This is a genomic window from Microvirga sp. KLBC 81 (genome assembly GCF_003075415.1).
In the GTDB taxonomy this organism is placed as follows: Bacteria; Pseudomonadota; Alphaproteobacteria; order Rhizobiales; family Beijerinckiaceae; genus Microvirga.
Window position 1 is genome coordinate 129,777 of the sequence record NZ_QDAH01000004.1, and the last position, 15,097, is coordinate 144,873.

Annotated in this window: 14 protein-coding genes; 9 read left to right on the forward strand and 5 right to left on the reverse strand. The window is 63.0% G+C overall.

The window, feature by feature from the left end; genetic code table 11:
* Window positions 1-20 precede the first annotated feature (20 nt).
* Window positions 21-1,406 carry a class II 3-deoxy-7-phosphoheptulonate synthase gene (locus tag DC522_RS04625; RefSeq protein WP_116527529.1) on the forward strand — a complete coding sequence of 462 codons (1,386 nt, stop codon included), beginning with the start codon at window positions 21-23 and terminating at the stop codon, window positions 1,404-1,406.
* Window positions 1,407-1,476: 70 nt separating this feature from the next.
* Here the strand turns inward: DC522_RS04625 and DC522_RS34235 are convergent, their stop codons facing one another.
* Window positions 1,477-1,677, reverse strand: coding sequence for a hypothetical protein (locus DC522_RS34235; protein ID WP_133239225.1), 201 nt, complete (start codon window positions 1,675-1,677; stop codon window positions 1,477-1,479).
* Between the two features lie 75 nt (window positions 1,678-1,752).
* Here DC522_RS34235 and DC522_RS04630 point away from each other — a divergent pair, with 75 nt between their 5' ends.
* A complete protein-coding gene (locus DC522_RS04630) occupies window positions 1,753-3,486 on the forward strand; it encodes an NAD+ synthase (RefSeq protein ID WP_116527639.1) in 1,734 nt (577 codons plus the stop codon).
* 248 nt (window positions 3,487-3,734) lie between these two features.
* Window positions 3,735-5,075 carry a glutamate--tRNA ligase gene (gene gltX, locus DC522_RS04635; protein WP_116527530.1) on the forward strand — a complete coding sequence of 447 codons (1,341 nt, stop codon included), beginning with the start codon at window positions 3,735-3,737 and terminating at the stop codon, window positions 5,073-5,075.
* A gap of 120 nt (window positions 5,076-5,195) precedes the next feature.
* On the opposite strand, the gene DC522_RS04640 is transcribed toward gltX, so the two are convergent.
* The 3 genes from DC522_RS04640 to DC522_RS04650 all read right to left on the reverse strand — a co-directional run bounded on the left by DC522_RS04640 (window position 5,196) and on the right by DC522_RS04650 (window position 8,267).
* Window positions 5,196-5,957 carry an ABC transporter permease gene (locus tag DC522_RS04640; protein ID WP_116527531.1) on the reverse strand — a complete coding sequence of 254 codons (762 nt, stop codon included), beginning with the start codon at window positions 5,955-5,957 and terminating at the stop codon, window positions 5,196-5,198.
* Entirely contained in the window at window positions 5,954-6,925 is a 972-nt protein-coding gene (locus DC522_RS04645; protein WP_116527532.1) for an ABC transporter ATP-binding protein, read from the reverse strand. Before DC522_RS04645 ends, DC522_RS04640 begins: the two co-directional genes overlap by 4 nt.
* 217 nt (window positions 6,926-7,142) lie before the next feature.
* Window positions 7,143-8,267, reverse strand: coding sequence for a DUF2865 domain-containing protein (locus DC522_RS04650; protein WP_116527533.1), 1,125 nt, complete (start codon window positions 8,265-8,267; stop codon window positions 7,143-7,145).
* 153 nt (window positions 8,268-8,420) lie between these two features.
* On the opposite strand from DC522_RS04650, the gene DC522_RS04655 reads away from it, so the two are divergent.
* Together DC522_RS04655 and DC522_RS04660 are read left to right on the forward strand one after the other, a co-directional pair.
* Window positions 8,421-8,804 (forward strand): VOC family protein, encoded by a 384-nt coding sequence (locus tag DC522_RS04655; RefSeq protein WP_116527534.1) that lies wholly within the window; start codon window positions 8,421-8,423, stop codon window positions 8,802-8,804.
* A 59-nt stretch (window positions 8,805-8,863) separates the two neighbouring features.
* Window positions 8,864-9,370, forward strand: coding sequence for a CreA family protein (locus DC522_RS04660; RefSeq protein WP_116527535.1), 507 nt, complete (start codon window positions 8,864-8,866; stop codon window positions 9,368-9,370).
* Window positions 9,371-10,119: 749 nt separating this feature from the next.
* Here DC522_RS04660 and DC522_RS04670 read toward each other — a convergent pair.
* Window positions 10,120-10,446, reverse strand: coding sequence for a hypothetical protein (locus tag DC522_RS04670; protein WP_116527537.1), 327 nt, complete (start codon window positions 10,444-10,446; stop codon window positions 10,120-10,122).
* Window positions 10,447-10,740: 294 nt separating this feature from the next.
* On the opposite strand from DC522_RS04670, the gene cysS reads away from it, so the two are divergent.
* The 4 genes from cysS to DC522_RS04690 all read left to right on the forward strand — a co-directional run bounded on the left by cysS (window position 10,741) and on the right by DC522_RS04690 (window position 15,088).
* Entirely contained in the window at window positions 10,741-12,210 is a 1,470-nt protein-coding gene (gene cysS, locus DC522_RS04675) for a cysteine--tRNA ligase (protein ID WP_116527538.1), read from the forward strand.
* A 148-nt stretch (window positions 12,211-12,358) separates the two neighbouring features.
* A complete protein-coding gene (locus DC522_RS04680; protein ID WP_116527539.1) occupies window positions 12,359-12,868 on the forward strand; it encodes a GNAT family N-acetyltransferase in 510 nt (169 codons plus the stop codon).
* Entirely contained in the window at window positions 12,865-14,460 is a 1,596-nt protein-coding gene (gene cimA, locus DC522_RS04685; RefSeq protein WP_116527540.1) for a citramalate synthase, read from the forward strand. Before DC522_RS04680 ends, cimA begins: the two co-directional genes overlap by 4 nt.
* 178 nt (window positions 14,461-14,638) lie before the next feature.
* Window positions 14,639-15,088 carry a DMT family transporter gene (locus tag DC522_RS04690; RefSeq protein WP_116527541.1) on the forward strand — a complete coding sequence of 150 codons (450 nt, stop codon included), beginning with the start codon at window positions 14,639-14,641 and terminating at the stop codon, window positions 15,086-15,088.
* The last annotated feature ends 9 nt before the right edge of the window (window positions 15,089-15,097 follow it).

Here is a 15,097-nt window from a genome sequence, read left to right on the forward strand (position 1 = left end):
ACGACACGGGGGTAAGTGTCATGACTGAGCGGTGGACGCCTGATAGCTGGAGACACAAGCCGATCCAGCAGGTCCCGGCCTATCCGGACCCGGAGGCGCTTGAAAGCGTGGAGCAGCAGCTCGCCGGCTTTCCCCCGCTGGTTTTTGCGGGCGAGGCCCGCAAGCTGAAGCGCGAGCTGGCGAAAGTGGCCAAGGGCGAGGCTTTCCTCCTCCAGGGCGGCGACTGCGCCGAGAGCTTCGCCGAACACTCCGCCGACAACATCCGCGATTTCTTCCGCCTGTTCCTGCAGATGGCCGTGGTGCTCACCTATGCGGGCGGCTCGCCCGTGGTGAAGGTCGGCCGCGTGGCCGGCCAGTTCGCCAAGCCGCGCTCCTCCGCGACCGAGACCATCGACGGCGTCGAGCTGCCGAGCTACCGCGGCGACATCATCAGCGACATCGCCTTCACGCCTGAGGCCCGCACGCCCGATCCGCGCCGCCAGCTCATGGCGTACCGCCAGTCGGCCGCGACGCTGAACCTGATCCGCGCCTTCGCGACGGGCGGCTACGCGAACCTCGAGAACGCGCATCGCTGGATGCTCGGCTTCGTGAAGGATTCGCCGCAATCCTCGCGCTACAGCGAGCTGGCCGAGCGCATCACCGAGAGCCTCAACTTCATGCGGGCCATCGGCATCGATCCCGAAACGCATCCCGAGATGCGCTCGACGGATTTCTACACCAGCCACGAGGCCCTGCTGCTCGGCTACGAGGAGGCCCTGACCCGCGTGGATTCCACCACCGGTGACTGGTACGCCACCTCCGGCCATATGCTCTGGATCGGCGACCGCACCCGCCAGACGGACCATGCCCATGTGGAATACATGCGCGGCATCAAGAACCCGATCGGCCTCAAGTGCGGCCCGTCGCTCACGCCGGACGGGCTTCTCAAGCTCATCGACACCCTGAACCCTGAGGACGAGGCTGGCCGTCTCACCCTGATCTGCCGCTTCGGCGCGGACAAGGTGGCCGATCATCTGCCGGGCCTGATCCGCGCGGTGCAGAAGGAAGGCCGCACGGTGGTGTGGTCCTGCGATCCGATGCACGGCAACACGATCAAGGCTGCTTCGGGCTACAAGACGCGCCCCTTCGAGCGCGTCATGGGCGAGGTGAGGGACTTCTTCGCCATCCATCAGGCGGAAGGCACCCATGCCGGCGGCATCCACCTGGAGATGACCGGCAAGAACGTGACGGAATGCACCGGCGGCGCCCGCGCGCTCACCGATGCGGACCTCTCCGACCGCTACCACACCTATTGCGACCCGCGCCTCAACGCGGAGCAGGCACTGGAAATCGCCTTCCTGACCTCGGAACTGATCAAGCGCGAGCGCCAGTCAAGGGAAAGGCCCACCGCTCTGGCGGCTGAGTAAAAATAAAAGAAAAGGGGCGTTTTCGGCGCCCCTTTTGCTTTATCCGTGAGGCTGCTGAGCAATACTCAACTCAGCTCAGCCAGCCCATGAAGAAGAGAATAAGGATGATCGGCAGAGGAATGCCGATGAGCCAAAGCAAAGCGCCTTTAAACATGGTTGCCTCCATTGTCCAAAACGTGTGAGGACAACGACCTGAGCTATATTGGGTTCCGCAAATTGCTGCGAGCCGCTTTTTCTGCCGTTTCAGCTTTGATGGATCGGAGCGATCCATTCGGCGTTAAGCTCACGGGATAGCTCAGGCTTTGCATTGCTGCGCATCCGGCAGCGCGCTAATTCTTCGGGTGCCATGGCTCAGAACACACTCAAGATCGCTCTCGCGCAGCTCAATCCCACCGTCGGCGATGTCGCCGGCAACGAGCAAAAGGCTCGTTATGCCCGCGCGGAGGCTGCCCGGATGGGAGCGGATCTCGTGATGTTCGCCGAACAGTTCCTCGCGGGCTATCCCGCCGAGGATCTCGTGCTCAAGCCTGCCTTCCAGGATTCTTGCCGCGCCGCGCTCGAGCGCCTCGCCCGCGAGACGGCGGATGGCGGTCCTGGCATGCTCATCGGCCTGCCATGGCGCGAGAAGGACGAACTGTACAACGCCTATGCGCTTCTCGATAACGGTGCGATCTCGGTACGCTTCAAGGTCGATCTGCCCAATTACGGCGTCTTCGACGAGAAGCGGAATTTCGAGTCCGGCCCCTTGCCGGGACCCGTTAATTTCCGCGGCATCCGGCTGGGCATTCCGATCTGCGAGGATATCTGGACCGGCGACGTGGTCGAGTGCCTGGCCGAAACGGGAGCCGAGATGCTCCTCGTTCCCAACGGCTCGCCCTATTGGCGCGGCAAGACGGACGAGCGCTTCAACATTGCCGCCGCGCGCGTGACGGAAAGCGGATTGCCGCTCGTCTATCTCAATCAGGTCGGTGGCCAGGACGAACTCGTCTTCGACGGCGCCTCCTTCGTCCTCAACGTCGATTGCTCGCTTGTCTGCCAGTTGCCTGCCTATGAGGAGATGATCGCGCTCACCTTCTGGGAAAAGGGCGAGGAAGGCTGGTTGTGCCGCGAGGCCCCCATGATGACGGTGGAGGAGGGCGAACAGGCTGATTATGCCGCCTGCGTCCTCGGCCTTCGCGATTACGTGGACAAGAACCGCTTCCCCGGCGTGGTCCTCGGGCTTTCCGGTGGCATCGATTCCGCGATCTGTGCCGCCATGGCCGTCGATGCGCTGGGCGCTGAGCGCGTGCATTGCGTGATGCTGCCCTACCGCTACACCTCGGGTGAATCCTTGCGTGATGCGGAGGCCTGCGCGAAGGCCTTGGGCGTGCGCTACGACATCCTGCCCATCGCCGATCCCGTGGAGGGCTTCGAGGCCGCGCTCCAGCCTCTCTTCCAGGGCAGGGAGCGTGACATCACGGAGGAGAACCTCCAGAGCCGCGCGCGCGGCACCATCCTCATGGCGATCTCGAACAAGTTCGGCGCCATGGTGGTGACCACGGGCAACAAGTCCGAGATGTCGGTGGGCTATGCCACGATCTACGGCGACATGAACGGCGGCTTCAACCCGATCAAGGATCTCTACAAGATGGAGGTCTACCGCCTGTCCGCGCTCCGCAACCGGTGGAAGCCGAAGGGGGCTCTGGGCCCGGATGGCATCGTGATCCCTGAAAACATCCTCACCAAGACTCCTTCTGCGGAGTTGCGCGAGAACCAGAAGGATCAGGACTCGCTGCCGCCGTATGAGGATCTCGATGCGATCCTGCGCGGCCTGGTCGAGGAGGAGCTTCGCGTATCCGACATCGTCGCCAAGGGCTATGACCTTGAGGTGGTGAAGAAGATCGAGCGCCTGCTCTACATCGCCGAATACAAGCGCCGACAATCGGCGCCGGGCGTGAAGGTCACGCGCAGAAATTTCGGCCGCGACCGCCGCTATCCCATCGTGAACCGCTTTCGGGATCAGGGCCTCGTCGCCGATCAGAGGGACGAAGCCCTGGAGCGGGCCATCGGCAAACCACGCATGGGCTCATTGGACGTTTAGAGCCCTCGACACCCTCCACGTCATCACCGGCCTTGTGCCGGTGATCCCGATCGTGTGAGACGGTGCGCTCTTCGGATCGGGATGGCCGGGACAAGCCCGGCCATGACGTGAGGAAGGCTTTCGCATCCGGTCGCACCACCTCCACCCCTTATCCCTCCCCGCAAGGGGGAGGGGAAATGACGGAGAGCCTCTTGTCTGAACTGTTCACCTCTTGCACTGCCCGGCTCCCTTCGCCATAGGGTTCGCTTATGTCCAAGCCCATCGTTCGCTTCGCCCCGTCTCCGACCGGGCACATCCATATCGGCAATACCCGCGTGGCCCTGCTCAACGCGCTCTTCGCGCGTCGGGAAGGCGGCACCTTCATCCTGCGCTTCGACGACACGGACCTCGTGCGCTCGAAGCAGGAATACGCCGATTCCATTGAGGCCGATCTCCAATGGCTCGGCATCCCGCCGGATGTCACCGTGCGGCAGTCGCAGCGTTTCGATCTCTATGATGCCGCGGCGGAGCAGCTGAAGGATGTCGGCCGTCTCTACCCTTGCTACGAGACGCCGGAGGAGCTGGAGTTTCGCCGCAAGCGTCAGCTCGCCCGCAGCCTTCCGCCGATCTACGATCGCGCTGCGTTGAAGCTCACGGACGAAGAGCGCGCGAAGCTCGAAAGCGAAGGCCGCAAGCCTCATTGGCGTTTCCGTCTCGACCACACGAACGTGGTGTGGAACGACCTCGTGCGCGGCGAGTGCCACGTGGATTGTGGATCACTCTCCGATCCCGTGCTGGTGCGCGAGGACGGCACCTATCTCTACACGCTGCCATCGGTGGTCGATGACATCGACCTCAAGATCACTCATGTGATCCGCGGCGAGGACCACGTCACCAACACGGCGGTACAGATCCAGATCTTCCATGCACTCGGTGCTGGTATTCCCACCTTCGCGCATCACAGCCTGCTGATCACCGCGAGTGGTGAGGGTCTTTCCAAGCGCCTCGGTCACCTCTCGGTGAAGGGCCTGCGCGATGCGGGCCTTGAACCGCAGGCGGTGGCGTCGCTTGCCGTGCTTGTCGGTTCCGCTGAGGCCGTGCGTCCCGTGGCCGATCTCAACGAACTCGCCAAGCTCATCGACTTCTCGCACATTTCCCGCGCGCCTGCGAAGTTCGACGAGAGCGAGCTGGAGCATCTCAACGCGCGTCTCATCCATGAGATGCCGTACGAGACCGTGCGAGAGCGTCTTGCGGCGCTCGATGCGGATCTCGGCGAAGTATTCTGGAATGCCGTGCGCGGCAATCTCACGAAGGTTCGCGATGTAGCGGAATGGGCCAAGGTCGTGCGTGGGCCGGTGACACCCGTCATCGAGGATCGCGCCTTCATCGATGCGGCCGCCGAAGTGCTGCCGGATGGGCCGTGGGATACCACGACCTGGAAAGCCTGGACAGAAGCCGTGAAGACGAAGACAGGGGTAAAAGGCAAAGCGCTGTTCATGCCGCTGCGCCTCGCGCTCACGGGTCTCGATCACGGTCCGGAACTCGGCAATCTCCTGCCGCTGATCGGCCCCGAGCGGGCGAGGGCTCGGTTGTCGGGGCAGGCGGCGTAACGAGCAGGAAACACTCTTGTCATGGCCGGGCTTGTCCCGGCCATCCCGATCCGAAGAGCGCACCGTCTCACACGATCGGGATCACCGGCACGAGGCCGGTGATGACGTGGAGAGTTAGCATTACGCCTTGATCTTGTAGCCCGTCCGGAAGATCCACCAGACAGCGGCAAGGCAGACCGCCATGAACACCAGCGTCATGCCGAGGCTGATGCCGACATCCACGTCGGCGACGCCATAAAAGCTCCAGCGGAAGCCGCTGACCAGATAGACCACCGGGTTGAACAGAGCGACCTTCTGCCAGAAGGGCGGCAGCATGTTGATGGAGTAGAAGCTGCCGCCGAGGAAGGCCAGCGGCGTCACGATCATCAGGGGGATCACCTGCAGCTTCTGGAAGCTGTCGGCCCATATGCCGATGATGAAGCCGAAGAGGCTGAAGGTGACGGAGGTCAGGACCAGGAAGGCGATCATCCAGACGGGATGTTCGATGGAGAAATCCACGAACAGCCGTGCGGTGACGAGAATGATGGTGCCAATGATCACCGACTTCGTGGCTGCCGCGCCCACATAGCCGATCACCGTCTCTATGGCCGAAATGGGGGCCGAGAGGATCTCGTAAATAGTGCCGGTGAATTTCGGCATGTAGATTCCGAACGACGCGTTGGAGATGCTCTCGGTCAGGAGCGAGAGCATGATGAGACCCGGTACGATGAAAGCGCCATAGCTCACGCCATCGATATGGGCCATGCGCGATCCGATGGCCGAGCCGAAGACGATGAAATAGAGCGAGGTCGAGAGAACCGGCGAGGCGATGCTCTGCATCAGCGTGCGCCAGGTGCGGGCCATCTCGAAGAGATAAATGGCCTTGATGCCGTAAACGTTCACGAGCGCCCCCTCACCAGGCTGACGAAGATGTCCTCCAGCGAGCTCTCGGAGGTGTGAAGATCTTTGAAATCAATGCCATGCTCGTTGAGCTGGCGCAGCAGTGTGGCGATGCCTGTCTCCTCGCTCTGCGTATCGAAAGTGTAGACGAGGTCCGTGCCATCGGCGGAAAGCTGCAGGTGCTCGGATTGCAGATCGGTGGGCAATGCTGCGAGCGGGCTCTGCAGGTGCAGGGTCAGCTGCTTCTTGCCGAGCTTTTGCATGAGCACGTCCTTGTCCTCGACCAGGACGATCTCGCCCTTGTTGATCACCCCGATCCGGTCGGCCATCTCCTCGGCCTCCTCGATGTAGTGGGTGGTGAGAATGACGGTGACGCCACTCTCGCGAAGGCCGCGCACCATGTTCCACATGTCCCGCCTGAGCTCCACGTCGACACCTGCGGTCGGCTCGTCGAGGAAGAGGATCTTCGGCTCGTGCGAGAGTGCTTTTGCGATCATCACGCGGCGCTTCATGCCGCCGGATAGCGCCATGATCTTCGTGTCCTTCTTCTCCCAGAGGGAGAGGTCCTTGAGGATCTTCTCGACATAGGCGGGGTTCGCGGGCTTGCCGAAAAGGCCGCGGCTGAAGTTCACCGTCGCCCACACGCTCTCGAAAGCGTCGGTCGTAAGCTCCTGTGGGACGAGGCCGATCTTGGTGCGGGCGGGACGGTAGTCGCGGATGATGTCGTGCCCATCGGCCGTTACAGTACCGGTGCTCGGATTGACGATGCCGCAGATGATGCTGATGAGCGTCGTCTTGCCTGCGCCATTGGGGCCGAGCAGCGCGAAGATCTCGCCCCGGCGGATATCCAGGTCGATATTGCGCAGGGCCTGGAAACCCGAGGCGTAAGTTTTGGAAAGCCCCGAGACCGAGATGATCGGGTCGGATGCACCGGAGGCGTTCGGGATTCGCGAATGATCGAGCGGTTTCATGACGAGCCTGATAGCATAAAAATGCCGTACGAACTCCCCCGTCATCACCGGCCTTGTGCCGGTGATCCCGATGGGTGAAGCGCTGCGCTTTTCTGTGTTGGGATGGCCGGGACAAGCCCGGCCATGACGAGGGGTGTCAGAGGAGAAGAGGGCGCTCTCTGTTCTGTCTGCGATCCCGAATCGGCTTCGCCGTCCGGGATGACAGACCAATCCGTCCTCAGTTCTGCGGGTTCGGCACCGGAATGAGGTTCGGCGCAATCACGCGCACTGTCTTCTTCTGGCCGCTGTCGGTGACGACCTCCTGCTTGTTGCCCTCATTCTCGCCGACCACGCGCGTGGTCTCGATCGATTGCGGACCGATACCGGAGGATTCCTTGCTCGCGGTCGGAGCGGAGGCCGCGCTCTCAGCCGCGGCCTTCTCTTCCTCGTCTGCCTTCTTGTCTGCAGCCTTGCGGGCCTGCACGGCCTTCGGACGCGACATCTCCTCCGCCTTCTCGGCCGTCACGATCACGTCGCCCTTGCGCTGCTCCAGCATGCCCTCGGCCTTGCGCAGTACGACCGCCCAGCTCTCGTTGGGCTTCTTGCAGGCGCAGCTCTCGTCGAAGGACTTGCGGAACTTGAAGGCGTTGGCGAGCGACGTGTAAGCCTTATTGCTCGAGAGCGAGACGGCGCGTGTCAGGCCGTCGTCGCCGCCCGGATAAGCATAAGCCGTCGTTTCCGTGCCGGGGCAGAGGGCCTGGCACATCTCGTCGGCGCTCTGCTGGCCGCCGGGCGGGGTGGTGAGGGGGAAGAACGAGCCGTCGCAGGTCTTCACGCAAATCAGACGACCGCCGCCGAGGGCAGGCCGTCCTTCATCGGCGATGATCGGCTGGCCTTCGGGGGCGATCTCCTGCTGCTGCTGACCGCGCGGGGGACCGAAGAGCGATTCGAAGAAGCCGCGGGGCTGCTCGGTGGAGCAGGTCTGCTGCACGGCAGCCTGAAGCTGGCGGCGGCGCGCCTCCACATCAGCGGGATCGAGGGACTGCTGGGCAAGGCGGGCATAGCCGGCCTCGAGCTGGCGAATCTGTGCGGCGATGGAGCCGCACTCGCGCGGGGCAGGGCCCGCAAAGAAGCCCAATGGACCCCGCTCGCAGCCGATGGAACTGTAGTAGCGCACCAGACGGTTGATCTCCGCCCGCTGGGCCTGCATCTGCCCGGACGGCGCCCCGCCGCCGCTGCGCTCGAGATTCGCCAGTTCCGCGCGATAGCGCTGGCACTCGGGCGATTGGGCGAGGGCTGCCTGTCCGGCGGCCAGGAAGGCCGTCACGGCAAGGAGGGTGCGGAGAAAGAATGTCTTTGTCATCAAGCTGATCGCAGAATCGGGTCCGATACGGCGCCATGGCCAGGAAGCTGGTCATCTGACGCCGGAATGGGGCCCTATTGTGATTACCGTCTTGCCGGCTCCGGGGGAAGGCCTCTAGCCTGCCCGTCGAAAACGACCCTGACGAGGCCCTGCATGTACTCCCATACGACTGTTGGAGCAAATGACCTGGCGCGAGCGCGCGCCTTTTACGATGCCGTGCTGGCTCCCCTGGGGCTCGAGGTTCGGTTCACGGACGAGGATATGGTGGGCTATGGCCTGCCGGGCGGCCGTCCCCAGCTCTTGGTCGTACGGCCCTTCGACAGGGAAGAGCCCTCCGTGGGCAACGGCTCCATGATCGCCCTGCTCGCTTCCAAGCGGGCACTGGTCGATGCCTGCTATGAGCTGGCGATGAAGCAGGGCGGGACGGATGAGGGCGGGCCTGGATTGAGGCCCCATTATCACCGCAACTATTACGGCGCTTACTTCCGCGATCTCGACGGCAACAAGATCTGCATTTGCAGCCATCACGCCGAATAGCCCTCGTCAAAGGCAGACAGCATTCCCACATGACAGCGTAACATCAGGAGACAACGGGAATGCTTGCTCGAATCGCTCTGGCCCTGACCCTCGTCGTGGGGGCAGTCACCGGCGCTGCGGCCCAGGAGCCGGATCTGATTTTCAAGAAATCCACCGTCTGGCGCGCGCTGACGCCTGACGACAAGCTCGCCGTCTACGGCATCGACGATCCCCTCGTGGAAGGCGTGGCCTGCCATTACACGACCCCCGAGCGGGGCGGCATCTCCGGCACCCTCGGCATGGCGGAGGAGGTGTCCGACATCTCGCTCGCCTGCCGTCAGGTCGGTCCGGTGAAGTTCAAGCAGCGGTTCGGCCAGGGCGACGTGGTGTTCAGCGAGCGCCGCTCGCTCATCTTCAAGCGCATGCAGATCGTCCGCGGCTGTGACGTGAAGCGCAATACCCTGGTCTACATGGTCTATTCGGATCGGCCGATTGAAGGTTCGCCGAAAAACTCGACTTCCACCGTACCTCTGATGCCTTGGGGCGCCGAGGTTCCGCCGAAATGCGGCGACTGGCTGAACAGGTAAAGGGGGCGTTTGTCCTTGCAGTCATGCCCAGCCTTGTGCCGGGCATCCAGGTCTTTATCGCCCTGTGCCCTGAGGGCGTGGATGACCGGATCATGGCCCGGCCATGATGGGGAGAGCGTCATTCCCGGCCGGAGATGGCGCAGCCATCGGAGGGGAAGGGAAACCAGAGCGTAGCGCGTGAGGGTGGATCCCGTTCCCGGTCCTTGCGGACCGCCGGGGATGACCCAGGAAGGCGATGGCGGAGGGCGATATCAAAGAGCGCGCGGAAGCGGCCTCGGGGCTGGCGAGCCTGCCGAGGGTGAATGGGTCGAGGGGGGCGCGAGGAGCGGTCCGGCTCGATGTCTGATGATGATGCTTGGAACCCGACGGCTCCTCGCGCACGGCTTCTTTAGGCGGACACCGCAGCGGTCGCTCGGGACCTGCGGGCGGCCTCCTGCCGGTGGGCTGGCGTTCAGCCTCCTCCGCAGGACCGTGCCCCGGCTCCGCCACCTGCGACGCCTCGCGAGCGCGCCCCTCGGTGAGCCGGGACAGGACAGGATATAGCCGAGCTTAGGACAATTGTCAAGAACGAACAGAGAACATTCTTTCACCGACACTCCCTCGTCATGCCCGCGCTTGGCGCGGGCATCCACGTCTTTGGAAGCGCTGCGGATCCAAGACGGGGATGACGCGGAGGGTGTCATTGACGATGTGAACAAGAGCGGATAGCCGGGACACGCCCGACCATGACGATAAGCCAGTATAGAGCATTAGTTCGAGCAGGTGATCGAGATCGGACGATGCTCGGGAACTGTGACGGATACCTTGCGGATCGAGCCGGTGGTCTCCTCAGCCTCGACCTGGCGGAAGGAAGTCGCGCGGGTGTAGCCTTGAGCCTCGCACCAGGTATCTGCCACAACTTGGCCACAAGCCTGGTTTGAGATGAGGCATTCCGCGACGCCGTAGCCATCGGCGGCGGGAACCAGGAAGGTCGCTTCGGTCGATGAGGCCTGAGTGCCGTTGGGAAGCAGCGTCATGGACGCGGCTCCAATGAACATGGCTGTGCCCAATCCGAGCACGGCAAATGCGCGGCGCATAGAAAACCTCATTGATTGAATACGTGCTTTATTGTCACGGAGCCCCGTGAATAAAGCTCTAACGGGTTTGGTAAAGACCCGTTTCTTGCATGCCTGCAAAGCAATTGTGCTCTTCAGCACGGGAACCTTGACGCCTGTCGCCGGACGGGGCATTGATTGGTTCATGAACACGGCAACGATCCTCATTTCCGGGATTATTTGCGGCTAGCGCACCACGCTGGCTGGAGCCGTCTCGTTCTCGTTCCAAGAATGAAACCAACCTCCGGCCTTGTGGCCTGACAGGGATTTGGTTTCATGGCGCCCCAGCTGAAGCTCTACAACACGCTCACCCGGTCGAAGGACGCGTTCGTCCCGATCGACCCCAAGAACGTGCGCATGTATGTCTGCGGCCCCACGGTTTACGACTATGCGCATATCGGGAACGCCCGCCCCATCATCGTCTTCGACCTTCTCTTCCGTCTGCTGAGGCATGTTTACGGTACGGAAGAGGTCACGTATGTGCGCAACATCACGGATGTGGACGACAAGATTAACGCCCGCGCCGCCCGCGATTACCCGGACCTGCCCCACAACCACGCCATCCGCGAGGTGACCCGGAAGACGGAGGAGCAGTTCCACGCCGATATCCGCGCGCTCGGCGTCCTGATGCCTGAGGACGTGAACGTCCCCGGCAAAAGGCCAAGCTTCGTGGAACCTAGGGCCACCGAGCACATCGACGAGATGCGCATGATCATCGAGCGGCTGATCGAACGGGGTAACGCTTACGTGGCAGAGGAGCACGTGCTCTTCTCCGTCGCCGGCATGCAGAAGCTTCCCGGCCTGCCGAAATACGGTGCCCTCTCCAAGCGCTCCCTCGACGAACTGCTCTCCGGTGCCCGCGTGGACGTGGCGCCCTACAAGCGCGACCCCATGGATTTCGTGCTCTGGAAGCCCTCCGGTCCGCAGGATCCGGCCTGGCCGTCGCCGGCCGGCATCAGGACCCCGGGCCGTCCCGGCTGGCATATCGAGTGCTCCGCCATGTCGTGGAAGCACCTGGTCCAGGCCTTTGCGACGCGGCTTTCCTGCAGCGATCCGACGGAGCGCGAGATCTTCGACATCCATGGCGGCGGGATCGACCTCGTGTTCCCGCACCACGAGAACGAGATCGCGCAGAGCTGCTGCGCGTTTCAGACGCCGCGCATGGCCAATGTCTGGATGCACAACGGCTTCCTGCAGGTGGAAGGCGAGAAGATGTCGAAGTCCATCGGCAACTTCTTCACCATCAACGACCTGCTTCAGCAATGGCCGGGCGAGGTGCTGCGTTTCAACATGCTGCGCACCCATTACCGTCAGCCCATCGACTGGACCGAGAAGGGCCTGGAGGAAACCCAGAAGACCCTCGACCGCTGGTACGAAATGGCGGGCCATGGGCGATCGGCTCAGCTGTCGGAGCAGATCGTCGAGGCGCTCGCGGACGATCTCAACACACCGAAGATGCTTGCGGAGCTTCATGCCCTCGACGGGCAGGGGGCCCACGAAGAGCTCGGCGCGAACCTGCGCGCGCTCGGCTTCCTCCTCGAAGGAGCCGAGGCATGGAAGGCGCGAAAGCAAGCCTCGCTCACCGTCGATCCCGCCGTGGTCGAGGGCTTGATTGCCGCTCGCAAGGAGGCGCGCGCCGCGAAGAACTGGGCCGAGTCGGACCGCATTCGCGACGAACTCGCCGCGCTCAATGTTGTCGTGAAGGACAACAAGGACGGCACTACCACCTGGGAGGTTGGGCGATGACCTTTCAATCTCTCCACCGTCATGGCCGGGCTTGTCCCGGCCATCCCGTTCTGGAAGAGCGCTGCGCTTCTCCTTATCGGGATCACCGGCACAAGGCCGGTGATGACGAAGGTGTAAGCTGCAGCTTATTCGTGCAGGAGATGTGCTGATGGGACAGTCTTTGCCGAAACCGGGGCTTCGTCCCTTCCTTCCCGCCGACGTACCGGTGCTCGTCGAGATCTTCCAGGCGAGCATCGAGGAACTGACGGGCGAGGATTACAGCGACGCCCAGCAGGAAGCCTGGATGGGGCAATCCGAGGAAGAGGATTTCGCCGAGAAACTGGCGAAGGATCTCACCCTCGTGGCGACGCTCGAGGGGTCGGCCGTCGGCTTCATTGCGCTGAAAGACAACGAGTTGATCGAGCTGTTCCATGTGCATCCCGCCGTGGCCGGGCAGGGGATCGGCACGATGCTCTATGATGCGGTCGAGAAGCTCGCGACCGCACGCGGCGCGGCGCGCCTCGTGGCCGAGGTCAGCGACAACGCGCAGCCCTTCTTCCAGAAGCAGGGCTTCCAGCCGCAGCGCCGCAACACCCTCTCGCTCGGCGACGAGTGGCTCGGCACCACCACCATGGAAAAACGCCTCGCACCCGCCGAGGACAGGAAGATGTCGTCATGAGCGTTGAACGCGTCTATCTCTTCGACACCACCTTGCGCGACGGCGCGCAGACCACGGGTGTGGACTTCTCACTTGAAGACAAGCGCGCGATCGCCACGCTCCTCGACAAGCTCGGCATCGATTACGTGGAAGGCGGTTATCCGGGGGCGAACCCGCTGGATACCGCCTTTTTCTCTGAGAAGCGCACGAAGAAAGCCAAGTTCACGGCGTTTGGCATGACGAAGCGGGCAGGGCGCTCGGTTTCGACGGATCCCGGCGTTTCGGCGCTTCTGGAGGCTGAGGCCGATGCGATCTGCTTCGTCGCCAAGTCCTGGGACTATCACGTTCACGTGGCGCTCGAGACGACGCTGGAGGATAACCTCGCCGGCATTCACGACAGCGTCGAGGCGGCGCGGGCCAAAGGCCGCGAGGTGATCGTCGATTGCGAGCATTTCTTCGACGGCTACAAGGCCAATCCCGATTATGCGCTCTCCTGCGCGAAGACCGCTTACGAGGCCGGTGCGCGCTGGGTCGTTCTCTGCGATACCAACGGCGGCACACTGCCTCATGAGGTGATGGAGATCGTCAAGGCCGTCACCAAGGTTGTGCCAGGCACCCATGTGGGCATTCACGCTCATGACGATTGCGGCTGCGCCGTTGCCAATTCCCTGGCGGCGATAGAGGCGGGCGCGCGCCATATCCAGGGCACGCTTAATGGTCTGGGCGAGCGCTGCGGCAATGCCAATCTCATCACGCTCATCGGCGCGCTGAAGCTGAAGGACGGCTACGCCTCTCGCTTCGAACTGGGCGTGACGGACGAGGCGTTGAGCGGACTCACCCATGTCTCTCGGCAGGTGGACGAGATCCTCAACCGTCAGCCCAACCGCCACGCGCCCTTCGTCGGCGCGAGCGCCTTCGCGACCAAGGCAGGCATTCATGCCTCCGCCGTGCTGAAAGACCCGCGCACCTACGAGCATGTGGAGCCGGAAGTCGTCGGCAACGTGCGGAAAGTGCTGGTGTCGGATCAGGGTGGCCAATCAAATATCCTTGCCGAACTCAAGCGCTGCGGCTTCGAGCTGGAGAAGGGCGATCCGCGTATCGCCCGCGTGCTCGACGAGGTGAAGCGGAAAGAAGCAGAGGGCTTCGCCTTCGAAGGAGCGGATGCCTCCTTCTATGTGCTGGTCAAACGCATGCTGGGCGAGGTGCCGGCCTTCTTCGATGTGGAGCGTTTCTCGGTGAACGTGGAGCGCCGCTACAACGCGATGGGCGAACTCGTCACGGCCTCGGAAGCCATCGTGAAGGTGCGTGTGGGCGATGAGGTTCTCATCTCCGCCGCCGAAGGCAACGGCCCCGTGAACGCGCTCGACGTGGCGCTTCGCAAGGATCTCGGCAAGTATCAGAACCTGATTCAGGATCTGGAACTGGTGGACTATAAGGTGCGCATCTATCAGGGCGGTTCGGACGCCGTGACACGCGTGCTCATAGAATTCACGGATGCCACTGGCGAACGCTGGACCACCATCGGCGTCTCGGCCAACATCATCGATGCCTCGTTCCAGGCACTGACCGATTCCATGATCTACAAGCTGCTCAAGGGTGGGGCGACGCTTTAGCGACCTGCCTTAGGAAACACTGCCCTCATCCTGAGGAGGTCGCGCAGCGAGCGTCTCGAAGGAGGATCCAGTGTGCTCTGGAATCTCCTTCGAGACGCCGCTTTCAGCGGCTCCTCAGGATGAGGTTGGAGTTTGAACATCAGCCGCAAACAGCCTCATCCAAAGACCGGGACGATCCATGAACATCTCGCTCCTGCTGCCGCTCGCCGGCATTCTCATCGGCGGCGTCTTTCTGTCGTCGCAGGCTCCCATCAATGCCGCACTCGCCCGTGCGCTCGGCGATCCCCTGCTGGCCGCCTGCATTTCCTTCGGTGTCGGCTTCTTGGTGCTTGCCATCCTCAGCGCCTTTCGCGGCGTATGGCCTTCCGGCAGCGCCCTGGCTTCCGCGCCCTGGTGGGCGTGGCTCGGCGGATTCTTAGGCGCGTTCTATGTGGCAATCGTGATCTGGGGCGTGCCGCAGCTCGGTGCGGTGAGCACCGTGGCGGCTCTGATCCTCGGCCAAGTGGTTGCGGCTCTCGTCCTTGATGCGATTGGAGCCTTCGGCCTGCCCGTACAGGCGATTTCCTGGCAGCGCATTGTCGCGGCAGGTCTCATCCTGGGCGGGCTCGTTCTCTCCCGCGCAGGATGAGCGGCGTTC

Excerpts from the sequence above, each read along its gene's own strand:
- DC522_RS04630 (WP_116527639.1), top strand. The coding sequence starts at position 1,753 with ATGGCTCAGAACACACTCAAGATCGCTCTCGCGCAGCTCAATCCCACC.
- DC522_RS04650 (WP_116527533.1), bottom strand. The coding sequence starts at position 8,267 with ATGACAAAGACATTCTTTCTCCGCACCCTCCTTGCCGTGACGGCCTTC.
- DC522_RS34235 (WP_133239225.1), bottom strand. The coding sequence starts at position 1,677 with ATGGATCGCTCCGATCCATCAAAGCTGAAACGGCAGAAAAAGCGGCTC.
- gltX (WP_116527530.1), top strand. The coding sequence starts at position 3,735 with ATGTCCAAGCCCATCGTTCGCTTCGCCCCGTCTCCGACCGGGCACATC.
- DC522_RS04690 (WP_116527541.1), top strand. The coding sequence starts at position 14,639 with ATGAACATCTCGCTCCTGCTGCCGCTCGCCGGCATTCTCATCGGCGGC.
- cimA (WP_116527540.1), top strand. The coding sequence starts at position 12,865 with ATGAGCGTTGAACGCGTCTATCTCTTCGACACCACCTTGCGCGACGGC.
- DC522_RS04655 (WP_116527534.1), top strand. The coding sequence starts at position 8,421 with ATGTACTCCCATACGACTGTTGGAGCAAATGACCTGGCGCGAGCGCGC.
- DC522_RS04625 (WP_116527529.1), top strand. The coding sequence starts at position 21 with ATGACTGAGCGGTGGACGCCTGATAGCTGGAGACACAAGCCGATCCAG.
- DC522_RS04660 (WP_116527535.1), top strand. The coding sequence starts at position 8,864 with ATGCTTGCTCGAATCGCTCTGGCCCTGACCCTCGTCGTGGGGGCAGTC.
- DC522_RS04680 (WP_116527539.1), top strand. The coding sequence starts at position 12,359 with ATGGGACAGTCTTTGCCGAAACCGGGGCTTCGTCCCTTCCTTCCCGCC.
- DC522_RS04670 (WP_116527537.1), bottom strand. The coding sequence starts at position 10,446 with ATGCGCCGCGCATTTGCCGTGCTCGGATTGGGCACAGCCATGTTCATT.
- DC522_RS04645 (WP_116527532.1), bottom strand. The coding sequence starts at position 6,925 with ATGAAACCGCTCGATCATTCGCGAATCCCGAACGCCTCCGGTGCATCC.
- cysS (WP_116527538.1), top strand. The coding sequence starts at position 10,741 with ATGGCGCCCCAGCTGAAGCTCTACAACACGCTCACCCGGTCGAAGGAC.